This is a genomic window from Luteibacter sp. TLI7-4A (assembly GCF_056754745.1).
Map to the genome: position 1 here is coordinate 482,009 of NZ_JBPGWO010000001.1, position 17,746 is coordinate 499,754.

The following is a 17,746-nucleotide window of genomic DNA, read 5'->3' on the forward strand; positions in this document are numbered from 1 at the left end:
GAGCCGGCACCGACAAGGGGCATGGGTCATGAAGACGATCAAGGAAACGATGATGCGCCAGCAGGGCGAAGTGGCAATCTCCGTGGTGCGCGCGCTCGCGCTAGCGATCGCCCTGGCGACATTGGGCATACCCGTCGTGTCGTGGGCGCAGCAGGTGCCGGACGCAGCGGCGGGCGCACACCGGCCGACGATGGATTCGGCGGCGAACGGCGTGCCCGTGGTGAACATCGTCGCCCCGAATGCGAAGGGTGTATCGCACAACAAATACCAGCGCTTCGACGTCGACCAGCGTGGCGTGATCCTCAATAACAGCGCGGGCATCGTGCGGACCCAGCTTGGTGGCTACGTCGCCGGCAACGACAACCTCAAGGGCGGCGAAGCATCGCTGATCCTCAACGAGGTGACCTCGACGCTGCCGAGCAGCCTGCGCGGCTATATCGAAGTGGGCGGCAAGGCGGCTCCGGTGGTGATCGCCAATCCTTACGGCATCACCTGCGACGGCTGCGGCGTGATCAACAGCCAACGCTTCACGCTCACCACGGGCACCCCCGTGTTCGGCGGCAGCGGCAGCCTCGATGCCTTCCACGTCACCGGCGGCAGCATCGCCATCGGCAGTGGCGGACTGGACGGTTCGGTGGTGGATCGCACCGACCTCATCGCCCGCGCGGTGCAGGTGAATGGCAGCCTCTGGGCCAAGGAGCTCGACGTCGTCAGCGGTAGCAACGACGTGAACTACGCCGACGCAGGCGTGCGCGCCAATGCGGCCGACGCGGCGCGTCCGGCCGTCGCCATCGACGTGGCCGCGCTTGGCGGCATGTATGCGGAAAAGATCCGCCTCGTCGGTACCGAGGCGGGCGTCGGCGTGGTCAGCAGTGGCGCCATCGCGGCCCAGGCGGGTGATCTCACCCTGAGCAGCGCGGGCGAGGTGCGAATCGGCGGCACGACGGTGGCACTGGGCAACGCGTCCCTCGACGCCGCGGGTCCGGTGACCGTGGAAGGCACGTTCGGTACGCAGAATGGCAATGTCTCGCTGACCGCTCGCGGCCCCCTTGCCGTGCCGGGCCGTGTCATCTCGGGCGGTGGGCTGGGCGTGAACGTCGCTGGCGATACCGACGTGTCGGGACGGCTGAGCGCGGGCGGTGACCTGGCGGTGTATGCGGCGCAGGAACTGCGCAATACCGGATTGATCTACAGCGACGGGTCGTTCGACATTCGCGCGGGCAACCTGCGCAACGCCGGCACGCTCTATGGCCTGGGCGGCGGTAACGTCACGGTGGCTGGCCTCCTTGAGACCACGTCGGCGAGTACGCTTCATGCAGGGAATGGGCTAGTCCTCGATACGGGCGCGGTGAACAGCAGCGGTATCGTCGATGCCGGTGGAGCGTTGGCCCTGTCGACTCGTGGCGACGCCAGTCTGCAAGGTGCCGTGCAAGGCGGCGGCGACGTAGCCGTGCATGCGGCTGGCCAGTTGAACAACAGCGCGGTCATCGTCTCGGGCGGCCGGCTCGACCTGCTGGCGGCGAATCTCACCAACCGGTCCGCGGCGATCGTTTCCTCGGGCGCCGACCTGGCGGTGAATACGGCGGGCACGCTGTTCAACCAGGGCACGCTGTACGCGGCCGGCGGCGTGGTCGTGAATGCGGCATCGCTGGCACAGGGCGTGACGGGCCAGCTTTATGGCGTGCACGGCGCACGGATCGCCGTGGCCGGCGACGTGGACAACGATGGCAGCCTTGTCGGTGGCGACGGTTTGTCCTTGGCCGCACATGCGATTACCAGCCACGGGGAACTCGGCACGCGGCAAGGCGATGCATCGCTGGCCGGTGCCACGGATGTCACCCTGGCGGGTAACACGGTCGTGGGGGGCACACTGAGCCTGCGGACGCCGGGTGCGGTTCGCCAACAGGGGCAGCTCACGACGGGCAATCTCGACGCCGACATCGGTTCATTCGATAACAGCGGCGAAACCTATGCGCGCGGCGATGCACAGGTGCATACGGTGCGCGATCTTGCCAATGCGGGTTCGCTTTACGCCGATGGCCGGCTCACGCTCAATGCGGATGGTGCCGTGGGCAACACCGGTACGTTGCACGCAGGCACCGACTTCCGTTTGCGCGCCGCTTCGCTGGAAAGTTCTAAGCAGATCGATGCGGGTGGCGACGTCGCCATCGACGCGCAGTCGCTCCGTCTTGCGGGGAACCTGCAGGCGGGCAGGGACGTTTCGCTGTCCACGCCGGGCACGCTGGTCAATGCCGCCACGGTGGTCGCGGGTCGCGATGCGATGGTCCGCGGTGGTGCTTTGGCGAACACCGGCGAGTTGTCCGCTATCCGCAATCAGAACCTATCCGTGGACGGGAACGTCGACAACACAGGAAAGCTGTATGCAGGCGGCACGCTCGACCTGACGGCCAACGCCGTGTCCGTCGGCGCGGAGGGTTCCGCCAGTGCCGCCGGTGCCGCGGCGCTGCATCTGCGCGATGCCCTCGACAACGCGGGAAGCGTCGTCGGTGGCCAGGCTCTGACCGTCGATGCCGCGCGCATCGACTCCCGAGGCTCGCTCGGGAGCACGGCGGGTTCGGCAACGCTGACCACGGCCGGTGACCTGCATCTTGGCGGCGTGGCATCGGCGGCATCCGTCTTCCATGCGCGCTCGGCCGGCGATTTGCTGGTCGATGGCGCCTTCACCGCTGCCGCTATCGACGTGGCGTCCGCGCAATCCATGACGCTCGCCGGTTCGATCCACGCCTCGGGCAATGCGGTGTTCGACGCCGCGCAGGCGATGGTGCTCCGTGGCGATGTCTACGCGGATGGTGGGCTTAGCCTGCTTGCATCGAGCATCGATCAGGCCGGTACGACGCACGCCGGTAGCGACCTCTCGCTCGACGCGGCGAACGTCACGACGGTGGGTACGCTGGATGCCGGTAACGACCTGATTCTCCAGGCCGGTACGGCTTCGCTTGCAGGCCGCTTGCAGGCAGCCCATGACGTGCGGGCGGACATCGCCGGCACGTTGTCGCAGGCCGCGACGGTCGTCGCCGCTCGCGACGGCGTCGTTCGTGCCGCGCGTTTCAACAGTGCGAAGGGCTCGGCGATCAGTGCCGGACACGATCTCGCGTTGACCGCGTCGCAGGACATCGCCAGTGCCGGGCTGCTCTATGCGGGCAACGTGTTGGCCCTGGACGCCGCACGTTTCAGCCAGACTGGCGACGGCCAGGTCAATGCCGATGGTGCCTTGACGCTGGCTGTCGCCGGTGCGCTCGACAGCGCCGGTGCCATCGTCGGCGGCCATGGCCTGGATATCCATGCGGGCAGCCTGAACAGCACGGGGCAGCTTGGCAGCACCGCAGGCGATGTCTCGCTCGTCACCACCCAGGGTGATCTCTCGCTGGCCGGCAAGACCGTCTCGGCGGGCCGGCTGGACGCGGTGTCGGCAGCCGGCCTCGTTCAGTCCGGTTCGATGAACGCCGGTGCCACGAAGCTCGTGTCGGTCGGCGACATGACACTCGGCGGCGATACCTCCCTGACGGGTGCGCTGGCCATCGATGCAGGCGGGGACCTGCACAACACGGGCAGTGTCTACACGACGAGCGCGCTCGATGTGCGCACGGCCGGGACCCTGGACAACCGCGGCAGCCTCGCATCCGAACAAGACCTCACGGTCCAGGGCGGCGGCGCGTTGACGCAAGATGCCAACGGGAAGCTGCAGACCAACGGCGACCTGTCGGTCACGGCGAAGGCTATCGACAGCAAGGGCACGTTGGCGAGCGCCCGGAACCTGACGCTGGCGACGCAGGAAGACATCGACCTGTCGGGCACGACCCAGGCAGGTGGCGTGCTCGGGATCGACACGGCGGGTGCCGTGAACAACGCGGGCCAATGGCTGGCATCGAGCGCCTTGTCGGTCACGGCGGGCAGCATCGGCAATACCGGGGCCATCTCGACCGATGGCAACCTCGACCTGCACGCCGCGAACGCGCTGAGCAACGGCGGCACCGCTTACGCGGGTGGGAAGGTGGCGCTCGGCGCCGCCAGCTTCACGCAGGGCGCTTCCGCGGAGTTCACGGGTGCGGCCGACGTGGCGATCGACGTGACGGGTGCGGTCGCGAACGCCGGCAAGGTCGTCGCGACGACGTCGCTCGATGTGAAAGGCGGCAGCATCGCCAGCACCGGCACCCTGGGCACGCAGCAGGGCAAGATGACCTTGCAGGCCCGGCAGGGCGATCTCGTCCTGGGTGGCACCGTGGTGTCGGCCGCGAGCCTCGAAGGGACCGCCATGGGCGCTATCCGGCAAAGCGGTCAACTGGCCGCCACCGACCTCACCTTGCATGCGGACGGCGACCTTGAAACCAGGGGCGACATTTCGGCACAGACCGCATCCCTGACCAGCGGTGCCACCCTGAGCCAGGCGGGTTCGCTCTCCGCCGGCACCATCGCGCTCGACGGCTCCGCCGTGAAGAACGACGGTCGTACGCTGTCGTCCGGCGACTTGGTCGTGCATGGCGGCAGCGTCGATGCCTCCGGCGTGCTGGCGGCTGGCGTGAAGGACGACGGTACGCTGGCCACCGTGGGCGACTTGCATGTGTCGGCGGATTCGGCGCTGACCGCGCATGGCAGCCTGCTCGCAGGTCACGCGCTGGATGCGGCGGCGAACTCGATCGACGTGTCCTACGGCACGCAGCGTGCCGGCGGCGACGCGACGCTGGTCGCCCGCGCGGGGAATATCGATCACACGGCTGGCGATCTCGCCGTGGGTGGTCTGCTTACAGCACAGGCCAGTGGCGCCCTGTTGAATCGCGGCGTGGATGGCCGCGATGCACGCATGCAAGCGAACGCGCTGCTGCTCACCGCCGCTTCGATCGATAATGGTCGCGGCCGGCTGTTGCAGACCGGGACGTCGGCCTGGACGCTAGGCACCCAAGGCACGCTCGACAACAGTGGCGGCACCATCGCCACCAATGGCAGCGACCTGACGGTACACGGCGCATGGGTGGTCAACAACGGCGGCAGCATCCAGTTGGCAGGCAATGGCCTGCTCGACGTGAAAGCCGACCAGGACATCGACAACCGCCAAGGCACTCTTGCGGGAAACGGCGCCACGCGCGTCACGGCGGGGACGGGTATCGCCAACGATGGCGGCCTGATCAACGCGCATGGCAACACGACTGTTGGCGCCGCTTCACTGAGCAATACCGCGAACGGCGCGATTTCGGGCAATACGCTCGGCGTAACGGTCGCCAATGGCGTGAACAACGCGGGCGGATTGCTTCAGGCGACGACGGGCGATCTTTCACTCACCGCGGCGAGCCTCGCCAATGCGGGTGGCACCATCCAGTCCACTCCTGGCGCCGTCACGCTCGGCGTCGGCGGCACCCTCGACAACGGCAGCGGCACGATCGCCGCGGGAACGCTGGCCAAGCTCAATGCGGCGCGCGTGAACAACGCCGGCGTCATCTCCGGCGGCCAGCTCAACATACAGGCCACGGATACGCTGGCCAACACCGGCGGCCGTCTGCAAAGCCGTGGCGCCATCGACTTGCGCGCCACCAACGACCTCAATAACAACGCGGGCAGCATCGAGGCCAACGGCGCCACGACGCTCAACTCGGCGTCGATCTCCAACATCGGTGGCCGCATCGTCAATGCCAGCGCCGCGCTCACCCAGGTCACATCGGGCGGCGGTATCGACAACCGCGGCGGCACGCTGGGTGGGCAGGGTGATGTGAACCTCTCGGGTACGTCGATCTCGAATGCTCAGGGTGGCACGCTGGTCGCCGCAGGTAACATGACCCTCGGCACCGGCCAGCTGGATAACAGCAACGGCACGGTCTATGCCGGTAACACGTTCAACTTCGTCAATGCCGGCGCGTCGGCGATCAATGCTGGCGGCAAGATCACGGCGGGGCGGCAGCTCAACCTCACCCTAGCCAGCCTGAACAACAGCGGCGGCACCGTGCAGGCGGGCATCGACGGCGTGGCCGGTGTCGGCAATGTCGTGCTCGACATCCGCAACCTCGTCGGCCAGGGCTCCATCGTCGCCAACAACACGCTGGGCATGCACCTCGTGGGTGATTACGTCCAGGCGGCGGGTTCCAGCATCAAGGCCAATGGCGGCTTCAGCCTCGCCGTGGATGGGCAGTTCGTCAATAACGGCAGCATCCAGGCGGTGAATGGCCTGACCATCAGCGCGGCCAACATCACCAACAGTGCCGGCGCGTTGCTCAACTCGGCCAACACCCAGCTCAACACGGGTGGGACGATCACCAACGCGGGCAGTATCCAGGGCAATACGGTCGGTTTGCATGCCGGTACGGTGAACAACACCGGCAGCATCATGGGCACCAACGTGACCATCCAGGCCGGAACCGTGATCAACGGCGCCGACTTCGGCCAGGCCACCGGCAACGCGGCCTACCAGAGCGGCACGATCGCCGCGACGAACAACGTCGATATCTACACCAATTACCTGCTCAACCGCGACGCGCAGATCTTCAGCCTCGGCAACATCAACGTGGCTGGCGCGGCGCGCAATGGACAAGGGCTGTTCGACACGCGCGCGGGGCAGATCGACAACCTCTCCGGGTCGATCCAGGCGCAGGGAAGCATCTTGCTGGCGGCGAACCAGATCAACAACGTGCGCCGCGTACTGAACACGACCAGCCACGTGTTGACCGCCGAGGAATCGGCTGCGTCGCAGCCGTTGCCGCGCTCGGATTACAAGTACGCGATCAACAAGGTGCAGGAGTACGAAACCTGGACCGAATACCACACCATCGACGAGACGGTGGTGAATGCGGCCAGTGCGCAATCGCAGATCGTCGCGGGCGGCAATATCTCGCTGTATGGTTCGGTGACCAACAGCACCTCGACCATCGCCGCGAATGGCTTCCTCGCCGTGAACCAGCAGGGGGCGGGTGGCGGTACGGGCATGGTGTTCGGCAACGAGAACATCGCCAACCAGTCGCTGGCCGCGGGCCGTACCATTCAGACGGTCGCCGTTACCCATCATATCGGCTGCGGTACGGACCAGAGCCTGTGCGACAACGCGGGCGGCGACACGGAATCGTATACGCGGCGGCCGAACACCGATCCCTCGACTTATATCCACGACAACTACACCGCGCTGGGCGCGGTGATGTCGGGTGCCGCGGGTGTCGCCATCGGCGGGCTGAATGTATCCAACGGCGGCGTCACGCCGGACGGGCGTCCGGTCGGCAATACGCGCCTCGATCCGAACGCACAGGCCATCGGCCTGGCATCCGTGAACAAGGGCAATGCACAAGGCGCGGCGGGCCTGCCTGTCGGCGCGCAGGTCGACCCGGCCACCGGGCATGCCCCGCAGGTGCTGGGCGGCGCGGGCCAGCCCCTGGCTGGCGTGACCTTGCCGACAGGAGGCATCTATAGCGTCCGCGGAGGCGGTGCGGGTGAAAGCGTCGCGGTGGATGGACCTTCCACGGGCGGCCAGATCACCGCGGCCTCGGCAGGCGAGCGTAGCGCGGTGGACGGTGTGGCCGCGGATTCGCTCTCGGCATTGGCCAACGGCGCGTCCGCACGCAACGTCGGCTTGCTCGGCAATGCGTATCTCACGGCGTTGCTCGGCCATCCGCCGAGCGGCAACTACCTGATCGAGACCAACTCCCGCTTCATCGACTACAGCCAGTTCATCAGCAGCGATTACCTGCTGGACAAGCTGGGCGTCGATCCGGCGCGCACGATGATGCGCCTCGGCGATGGCTTCTACGAGCAGCAGCTCGTCACCCAGCAGGTGACCCAGCTGACCGGCCGCACCTACCTGGCCGATTACTCCAGTGGCCTGGAGGAATACCAGTCGCTGATGAACAACGCCACGCACGTCGCCCAGGCCATGAGCCTGAGCGTGGGCGTGGCCCTCACCGCCGCCCAGGTCAGCGCACTCACCCAGGACATCGTCTGGATGGTGCAGCAGAACGTGGACGGACACGAAGTGCTGGTGCCCGTGGTGTACTTGGCCAGCGGAAGCCTTGGCCTGACCGCGCAGGGTGCGGTGATCGCCGGCAAGGACGTGAGCATCGAGGCGTCGGGCAAGCTGTCGAACGACGGCCTGATCAAGGGCCAGAACAGCACGCTGCTCACCGCGCAGGACCTGCTCAATACGGGCCGCATCTCCAGCGACGGCCTTACGGCGATCAACACCACCGGAAACATCACGAACATCAACGGACGCATCGACGGCGCGGGCGTCAGCCTGATCGCCGGCGGTGATATTCGTTCGGAGAACGTGGGTGGGCTGGTCGGTCGTGGCATGGATGGGGCGAGCATCACCGCCACGCAAGGCCTGCAGATCAGCGCGGGCAACAATCTGTCGCTCGACCATACGAAGGTCACGGCGGGTGGTGACGCGTTGCTTACGGCGGGGCATGACCTGACGTTGAGCGGGCAGGGGGTATCGGCGGGTGGCAGCCTCGCGCTGGCGGCAGGTAACAACCTGTCACTGGAATCAACCGTCACCACGACGCATCCGTACGCCTGGAGCAGCACGCTCACTGGTACCCAGGCAGAAGGCATCACGCTAAGCGCCGGCAGGGATATGTCGCTGGTGGCTGGGAACGACCTGAGCCTATCCGCCACCGCGCTCAAGGCTGGCGGTAATGCAGCCCTTCAGGCGGGCAACGACCTGACCCTGGGTGCGGTGCAGAGCGGGACGCGCTGGACGACGCAGACGCAGGAGAGCTCGGTCGAGGCGGGTGGTTCTCTCGTCCTGCAAGCCGGCCACGACCTTGGGGTGCAGGCCAGTGCGCTGAGTGCCGGGGGAGACATGGCGCTGTTGGCGGGCAACGATCTCTCGCTGTCCGCGACAACCAACGGCAGTTCATCGAAGCTTACTCATGACGTCTCGGTCCTCGGCGCTGGCGGCGATCTCTCGGTGGCCGCCGGGCACGACGCTACGCTCGAAGGTACGCAGCTCAAGGCGGGTGGCGCGGCAGTAATCCAAGCCGGCAATGACCTGACATTCACCGCCGTCACCGACAGCCAAACGACCAGCCAAAGCTGGAAGGAAGGCAAGACGCACATCACCCAAACGACGACGGACGAAACAGTGCGTGGGGTGACGGTGGACGCTGGAACCGGCGTGCAACTCGTGGCTGGCCACGACGCAACGCTGCAGGCCGCCACGATAGGTACAAAGGCCGGCGATCTCACCGTGGCCGCGGGACACGACCTGACGCTCACCGCGGGGGAAGAGACGCACACGGTCGTTACCGATACCAAGAAAAAGAAGAGTGGCCTGCTTAGCAGCAAGACCACGACTACTCATGACGAGGTGTCAGAGACCTATGCCGTAGGCACCCGCTTGAGTGGCGAAAACGTCCAGTTGGTTGCAGGCAATGACCTCACGGCGACGGCAGCGCAAGTCAAGGCCGCTGATGCAATCGCGCTGTCCGCGGGACACGACGTGAATCTTCTGGCCGGCGAGGATGTCTACGACGAGAGCCACAGCAAGAACACCAAGCGATCCGGCATGACCCGTGGCCTGCTGCCTGCCGACTGGAACTACCAGACGCAGAGCCGCGCGAATGCGGATACGAGCCAAGACCGCATCGCAGTCGGTACGACGATCAGTGGTGACTCGGTCTCAATTAGTGCGAAGCACGACGTTACAACGCAGGGTGCACAGGTTGCCGGCACCAACGATGTGATGCTGGCCGCGGGTAACAACCTCAGTATCGGAACGGCGGTCAGCACGCACGCCGAAGGGCACGAACAGAGCGTATCGACCTCGGGCTTCATCCAGAACGGTTTGCAGGTCACCATCGGAAATCAGAAGCAGAAGAACACGCTCGACGTCACCCAGATCGATTCGACCGGAAGCCTCATAGGTAGCATCGATGGGCGTGTCACGCTGGCAGCGGGCCAGGATGTCCATATCACCGGTTCCGATGTTCTCAGCCACGCGGGTACGACGATCATCGGCCAGAACGTCACGATCGATGCTGGGCTTGGGATAGTCGACACTCGTCAGACGCAGTCGGTCCACAGTGGCGGAATCAATGTTGGTTTGACCGGCGGCATGGTTACCACCGCCCAAAGTGCGTACGCATCGGCACATCGCGCTGGACAGGTGGATGACGATCGCCTGAAGGCTCTCTATGTGGCGCAGGCGGCGATGGGGGCCTATGACACCGTACAGACGGGGATGGGAGCCGCCAACGCGGATGACGCCAAGGGTTCCGCCGCGGCCAGCGGCGTCAGCATCCGTGTCGGTCTGGGTGCGAGCACAGCGAACAGTCACTCGACCACGCACGATGACACCACGGCCGGAAGCACGATCCGTAGCGATGGTGACGTCACTATCGCCGCCACGAACGGTGACCTCAACATTATCGGAAGCAAGATCGACGGAAAGAACGTTGCCCTAGCTGCCACCGGCGACCTGAATCTGCTGAGCCAGCTCGAGTCGCATACCCAAAAGAGCAGCAGTGCAAATGCCAGCGGCGAGATCGGCTTCAGCATCGGCAGCCAGACCGGTATCTACGTCACGGCCAATGTCGGCAAGGGCATTGCTCACGGCAACGGAACCACGAATGCGAATACTTCGGTCAATGCATCGGACACGCTAAGCATCGTCTCTGGTAACGACGTCAATATTCGCGGCGCCCAGGCGAAGGGCGAAACGGTGGTCGCGGCGATTGGCGGTGACCTCAACGTCGCCAGTCAGCAAGCGACGAACGATTACGCGAGTCAGTACTGGCAGGTGGGTGGGACCTATGTGTATGGCTACGGCAGCCAGGTCAATATCGCCGTCGGCAAGACTACCAGTAACTACAAAAGCGTTGACGAAGTCAGCGGCATCGGCGCCGGCGCTGGCGGCTACAACATTTACGTTGGAGGCAATACCGACCTGAAGGGCGGCGTAATCGCCAGCTCAGCCGACGCGGCCAAGAATTCGCTGAGTACGGGTTCGCTGACCTACAGCGACGTCGAGAACAAGGCTGACTACCACTCCTTCAGCGCAGGCATTTCGGTCGGCAGTGGGAGTGGTTTCTCGGGAAGCATGAGCCTTCCGCAGTCGAAGAACTCGAGCAGTACTACGCAGGCGGGTATCGCCGAAGGATTCATCGACGTTCGGAACCAGCCGGGCGTGGACCTGAGCGGGCTTGATCGCCATCCCGATATCGATGCGGGAGGCCTGAAGCAGTTCGACGAGAAGAAGCTCGCGGAACAGCAGGAGCTCTTCCAGGTAGCGACCCAGGTCGGTTACTCCGTAACCAAGAGCGTCGTCACGGAACAGCGCGATAAGGCTAACGAGCGGTTGAACCAGGCGTCTGCCGCGTACCAGTCTGCCTCCACGGACGAGGAGCGGGCGGCGGCCTTGGCGATGCGGGATGCCGCCATGTCGGACATGAGTCACTGGAGTGATGGCGGTTCCTACAAGATTGCGACTGACGTCCTGGTCGGGACCGTGTCGGCCTACATGGGAGGTGGCAGCGTCGCCGGGGGAGCCGCAGGGGCGTTGTCCGACGACAAATTCCTGTCAGCGATAAGCGCCGGACTTCATCGTAACGGTATTGATGCTGATGTGGCCGAAAAGAGTGGCCTGATGAATCTTGCGGCCATCGGTCTCGGATATGGAGTGGGTTCGCTTGTCGGTGGTGGCTCGACCGCAGCTGCAACCGCTGGGAATGCGCAGGCCTATGGCTACTATGACTATCGTGACGGTCGCGTCCAGCTCATTCAGTGGGACCACGACAGGTTGGCATCCACTACGGGCGGCGACGAGGCCGTCAAGGCGGCGCGCGAACGCATCCTCAACGATGCCATCAAGAACGGCGCTGATCCGGTGGCCTTGGCCGCCGCTTTGTCCACGCCGGGAGTGGATGAGAATCTGAATGGTTTGGCGGTGGTGGAGGCGGCCTCCTACCGCATGTTCGACGGTGCATCGTTCAACGACCTGTCTGACGCGCAGAAAGCCCAGGTCATGGAGAAGGTGGCCGGTTCCGTGACCGTCGGGCCCATCACGACCACGGCTACGGGTGCGATCGCGGATTCTGGCTCCGCGCCTCCGCCGAACACGGCTTCGAATGCAATCCAGGGAAGCATCCGGCAATCCGCTGGCGTGGCATTGACTGGGCTCGTTTCGAACGGAGAAATGGGCGTCGAGAAGGTGGTCAATTGGATTGGTCCAGAGAATGCGGAAGCCCTGGGGTATGCGGTAGCCGTTGCCACGGCGGGTCCTGCGAAGTTTGGTATCGGGCTTGCTTTGGACAAGTCAGGTATCACCGGTCAGATTCAAGCCGTAAAACAGGAGTACCTGATCGATCCGACCGCTCAATGGATCGGCACGTATGGTTTCGATGCACAAACTCCTGAGCAGCTGGGCCTTGTGCATCCTGCTTCGAACACCATCGCGTCTGTTGCTGTAGACGCGGGTCTTGCGATTGTTGGCGGCGCGATTCGTGACACGGCTAAGTCGATTGTCCAGCAGTCCGACGGCTTCACCGACAAGGTCATATTAGCCGAAGACGGGATCGCTGCGATCGAAAGTCGTCCGACCCCGAAGCAATCGGAAATTGACGTGGGGAAGGGCTTGGGTGGCGACGCGCGACCGCAGGTAAGCTATAAAGACGGCGAAGAAGTGAAGTACGGGACGCCGGGAAGCGTCAGGCCGGACTGGTGCGTCGGTAATACCTGCAGCGTCGAAGTGAAAAACTACAATCTCCTGAATAACGAGCAGGGGCTCGTGAATAGTGTTGCTACGCAAGCCAAGCAGCGTGCCGACAATCTTCCCCAAGGAATGACACAAAAGGTCGTTATCGATGTTCGCGGCCAGACCGTTGACTCGAGCCAGACGCAGAGGATCATCAAGGCTATCGTAGAAAAATCGGGCGGCGCGATAAAGCCCGAGGACATTCAGTTCAAGAGGTGATCGTATGACAGTGGGCTTTATTGGCGGCAGCTATATGTTCGATCTAGGAGATGTCGCGTCGATGGATCGGTTGTCAGTCGTGGTCAAAGATATCTCGGCTGGAAGCGTACGCGGACAACTGCTTCATGATCAAATATTTCGTACCTACGTAAAGTTGGACGATGTTGACGACGCAGTATCGTTGATGAGGTGCGTCCGCAACGAGTTGCGGAAACGGGCTGTCGGCCAGGTCGGTGCGCATGCCGTGAGCGCAGGCGCAAGTGACGGATTTGAGGCCTATTTCAATGCATTCGAGGAGTGTGCAACGTCGTGCCGAGACTTCTATAGCAATTGGGGAATACTAAAGCCGGTGCGTGTCGCGCGGATCGATATGCCTGCCTACATTCAGGATACGGCCAGATCACTCGACCTCGTAGATTCATTAGCTGCTGGCGATGAACCATTCTGGAAGAAATTTGCCAGCTAAGACTGGATCATCATACCGCGGCCCGTGATAGGGTCTTGACTTCGCGCGGTTACGTCGCTTTGTCGCACAGCACTGCTCCAAGACGGGGATGCATGATCACACCTGAGTTTGTACGAGAAGATCAAGGGGAATTCGTCTTTGTTGCCAATCACAATTTGGAGACGGAGTGGAACGTGGCCAGGAGCATCGACTACAACCGGGCTCGCATAATCCACGCGCGATGGCAACTTCCGCCGGTGCTTTCTCGTTGCCGACTTATTTACGACATACGTGGGCAGGTGCTCTGGCTGGGTGCATTCGAGCGCATAGAGCTTGCCCTCGCTGATATTTGCACGATTGAGGTCAAGCGCTGATGGGCATGCAACTTGTCTTCGACGCGAGCGATGAGAGCAAACTGGCCGAGACGCTAGCCAGTCACGGAGTGACCTGTGAGATGTTTCCGATGCCGGATGGCAGGCTAGGGATATCAATTCCCACTCGTGTCGTCGAAGTCGTCGGTGAGTCGACGATGGAAAGAATCCTTGGGCCATTCACGTATATAGATCTGTGGTCCGGGGATGTGCGCGAGAAAGGCTCGGCAACGCGTAACTGACGATGATAACAGCGTGGACGTAAAACGGCGGAAGATGTTGCTGCATTGACTAAAGTCGTTGAATTCGAATTATTTCAAGAAATGAGACGTGTTATGGTTTTTGAGTTCAAACAAGGACAACTCGTCGGCTTTCACGCAGGCCAGACGCGCAGCGAAATCGCAGAACTGTTCGGAGAGTTGCCAGTGCAGTTCATGAAGACGCCTTTCAGTATTGGCCTTACCGACGCGTATTGCGATGAGTCGGTCCATGTCTATTTTAATGAAAGCGATGTCATGCAGGGCATCGAGATCATGCGGCCTAACGTTTTCCTTTGTTTCGCAAGGAATGTGCTCGGTGAGAAAGCGAGAACTGTGACGGAATTTTTGTCGTCAAACGACGCTTCATTTTCTGAGGATGACCTGGGGTACTGGCTCTGCGATCGTCGGTTGGCTCTCTACGTACCTGACAAGGGCGATCATCCTGATGTGTTAGTCAAAGCCGTTTATGTCAGCTACGAGGACGGTCGCGTGTAGTTATCCTGGTGAACGTTTGCAATCTGGAGATCGAAGTCGTGGCGCTGATATACGTCGTGGACACATGATCACGCCTGAATTTGTACGAGAGAAGCATGGGGAATTATTATGGCGAACACGGTAGACGTGCAGACCGTTGACGATTTGTCCGCTCTAGTCACCATGCTGGTGGAAGACCTTGTGACCAATCCGGATGGTTGGGAGAACGACACGCTGGAGAGGTTCCTGTCCGCAATGGCGGCGTGGATACATTCCATGGACAGCTACGCTCGAAACACCGGCGATGTTGATGTAATGGTGCCGAGCTGGAGTACCTTTGCTAAAATCCTACTGGCGTCTCGCGTTCACGAATAACTCGTTCGAGTATGCCCAGACGCTGATAAAACCTCCTCTGAGAAGAAGCAGGAGATAGCCGGCCAGCTCAAGGCAACGGGCATGTTCGGTTATGACTTCGGAGATGCCTGGTCGGATGCGTGGTCAGATGTGCATGGCACAACTCGTATGGAAGGCCTCGAAAGGGCATCCCAAGGATTTATCAACGCCTACGTTTCGGCAAAAGTTTGTCAGTCAGTACCGGGTGCCTGCAGCGCAGCGACCATTAGTGTGGCGAAGGAGGCGGATACACTCGCTGCAGGCGCGAGCCAGTGGTGGACAGGTGGTGCAACACCGAGCGCCGAGGAGCTTGCTTGGCGGAGCGTGGGTCTATCTGCTCAGAACGCGGCCGCAGCCAAACAGCTGACGGATTTGATTGCCCAAGGTGTGACCGTGAAAACGGGCCTCACCCCGGGCGGCACGAGTGGTCCACCAAATTCAACTTCATCCCGAGGTACCCTAGAGCAGATTTCCAACGATATCCTTGATCAGCCGCGTGTAGGATACGGGCAGCCGGGAGGGGGGGCGGGAACAAGATAGGCCAGCTTAAGCCGATTACCGTAGTCGGTGCCGATGACAATCCCATCCCAGTTCGCGGGCCGGTAGATGCGAGTAGCGAAGTCACGATAAAGCCACCCTTTGCCCAACAGGAATTTCCCTCGAGTCCTTTAAGTCACGGGTTCAGCGATATCGTTGACAACTATGCTGGGTCAGCCACGCAGTTTAAACTCGGGAGCGGTTCGACCCTATACCAAGTGAACGGTTCACTGAATGGTGTTGCTGGTCGCTTCGAATGGATTATCGATCAAAAATTGGCGGTGTTACTCATCGCATGTTTGTTCCCAACGGAACAATTAACGGTAAGCCGATCAGACCATGATTGACAATGTCTTCAATAGCTTGATGGAACGTCAACTGGTCAACTGGGAAGTCGTCCGTCGAGGGTTGACGGGTGTTCCAGGACTGTCCGACATCCTCTCACCTAGCTGCGTCGCAATTTTTGCGAATGTTAGATTGGAGGTTGTGGAGTCAGTCAGTCCGTTTCTGATGCAAATTGTCGCGATGGCTACTGAGCCTCGTCTGTCGACGAGTGAACTGTTGGCGATGGTCCAGCAGATTTGTGAGCGGACCGGGCTCGATCAGGTACACGGACTTCGTTGTTGGAGATTTGGGGTTCTAACTGAACTGCTGAAAGACCCAGAAGAAGATCCCATGTACGGCTCAATTCGGCTAGATGAGTTCGTAATGATTTGGAGTGCAATGGACCTTGATCTTCCCCTTCCGGGATTTGCAACAACGGCTACATTGGATTACATGAGCCCCGATGGCTATCTGCGGAGGCTAGAGCAGCTTCGTGATTGGTTGCAAATCGAGGGAGAGGCACTCCAGGTGATTCGGCAATCTTTCTGGCTGTCGAACGTAGCGTAGAGTTGACTCGTCAACGTTTCATTCCTGGTGAGAAGATTACTGGCACAACAAACCAGGTACCTTCACGGCTGCCTAAGGCGCTGTAGGCGCTGTGCGTAGTGGTCAGCAGGTGGTTGTGATTCGTGATCCGGCGCCTGGTCGTCAGTACTTCATTCCTGTTGATGAGATTGCTAAGAAGTTCTCGGGTGACGTTATTTATACGTCGAGGTGGATATGATTCCAACTTCAGTTGATATTTTCTCAGATACTGCTGGATTGTTGCTAGGAACAGTCGTTTCAACGCGGGCTGCGCTTCTCATACGCGGTGCGCGGGCAGTCCTTGTCCCGAGTGTTGAGTCAGTTGACGCAGGTGCGACGGTGGAAATTTATTCTCCGGGCCTAGAAAAACTTCTTGATTTGAAAGTCGGTGGTTGGGTAGGCGGACCAGCATCGTACGTCGATATGGTTGAAGTGACTGGCATTCTGGCCGAGGCAACTACCCGGATCGGTGCGTTATCGTTATCTGGTCTGAGCCGATTGATACTTGAGCGGGTTGGGGATGTACACGTGGTAATTTGAGGGGTGGCAATTCGGCTGAACCGCCCCGGTTTTGTCGGAGGCTCCCAATCTTGGAAGGATGGAGCCATGGCAAAGACGAAATATTCCCCGGAAGTGAGAGAGCGAGCGGTCAGGATGGTGCGGGAGCACCTGCCTGAGCACGCCTCGGAATGGGCGGCGATCCAGTCGATTGCGGGCAAGCTGGGCTGCACGCCGCAGACGCTACATAACTGATTGCGAAAGGCCGAGGTAGATGAGGGGAAGCGCGGCGGTCTGAGCACAAGTGATAGCGACCAACTCAAGGCTTTGGAGCGCGAAAATCGCGAGCTGCGCCAGGCTAACGAGATTCTGCGCAAGGCATCGGCGTATTTTGCCCAGGTGGAACTCGACCGCCGGTTCAAGCCATGATCGCCTTCATCGACGATCACCGTGCCACCTACGGAGTCGAGCCGATCTGCCGCGTATTGCCGATTGCTCCGTCGACGTACTATCGCCATGTGGCAGAGCGTGGTCGCCCTGATCAGCGGTCGCATCGCGCTCGCCGGATGAAGATCTTTCGCTGGTGATTCAACGGATCTGGGTCGAGCATTTTAAGGTCTATGGCGTACGCAAGGTGTGGCGCCAGTTGCGGCGCGAAGGCACCATCGTGGCTCGCTGCACGGTTGAGCGCTTGATGCGGCGGCTTGGCCTCCGTGGGGTGGTTCTCGGTCGCCCGGTGCGCACCACCTTCAGCGACAAGAGCGCGGCGTCGCCGCTGGATCGGGTGAACCGGCAGTTCCGCGCCGATCGTCCTAATGCACTGTGGGTGAGTGACTTCACCTACGTCTGAACCTGGCAAGGCTTTGTCTATGGGGCCTTCGTCATCGACGTTTACGCTCGCCGCATTGTTGATTGGCGTGTATCGCGCACGGCCCAAGTCGAAGAACTCGAGCAGTAC

7 protein-coding genes, 1 pseudogene and 1 other annotated feature are annotated in these 17,746 nt (G+C 61.9%); all 8 genes and pseudogenes read left to right on the forward strand.

The genetic code is table 11. The features are described 5' to 3' along the window. The first annotated feature begins 28 nt into the window (after positions 1–28). Entirely contained in the window at positions 29–12,901 is a 12,873-nt protein-coding gene (locus ACR9Y6_RS02165) for a hemagglutinin repeat-containing protein (protein WP_481279787.1), read from the forward strand. Between the two features lie 4 nt (positions 12,902–12,905). Further along, positions 12,906–13,367 carry a hypothetical protein gene (locus ACR9Y6_RS02170; RefSeq protein WP_481279788.1) on the forward strand — a complete coding sequence of 154 codons (462 nt, stop codon included), beginning with the start codon at positions 12,906–12,908 and terminating at the stop codon, positions 13,365–13,367. Positions 13,368–14,052: 685 nt separating this feature from the next. Continuing rightward, positions 14,053–14,472 carry a hypothetical protein gene (locus ACR9Y6_RS02175; RefSeq protein ID WP_481279789.1) on the forward strand — a complete coding sequence of 140 codons (420 nt, stop codon included), beginning with the start codon at positions 14,053–14,055 and terminating at the stop codon, positions 14,470–14,472. 108 nt (positions 14,473–14,580) lie between these two features. Further along, positions 14,581–14,826 (forward strand): DUF7660 family protein, encoded by a 246-nt coding sequence (locus tag ACR9Y6_RS02180; RefSeq protein WP_481279790.1) that lies wholly within the window; start codon positions 14,581–14,583, stop codon positions 14,824–14,826. An 81-nt stretch (positions 14,827–14,907) separates the two neighbouring features. Next, complete coding sequence (locus ACR9Y6_RS02185) at positions 14,908–15,384, forward strand: hypothetical protein (protein ID WP_481279791.1); 477 nt, start codon at positions 14,908–14,910, stop codon at positions 15,382–15,384. Between the two features lie 336 nt (positions 15,385–15,720). Continuing rightward, entirely contained in the window at positions 15,721–16,272 is a 552-nt protein-coding gene (locus ACR9Y6_RS02190; protein WP_481279792.1) for a hypothetical protein, read from the forward strand. Positions 16,273–16,485: 213 nt separating this feature from the next. Then, complete coding sequence (locus ACR9Y6_RS02195) at positions 16,486–16,830, forward strand: hypothetical protein (protein ID WP_481279793.1); 345 nt, start codon at positions 16,486–16,488, stop codon at positions 16,828–16,830. A gap of 66 nt (positions 16,831–16,896) precedes the next feature. Further along, positions 16,897–17,731, forward strand: a pseudogene (locus ACR9Y6_RS02200) (IS3 family transposase); the annotation flags it as partial. Continuing rightward, positions 17,172–17,288 (forward strand) — a sequence feature (AL1L pseudoknot). Its footprint overlaps the pseudogene before it by 117 nt. Positions 17,732–17,746: the final 15 nt, after the last annotated feature.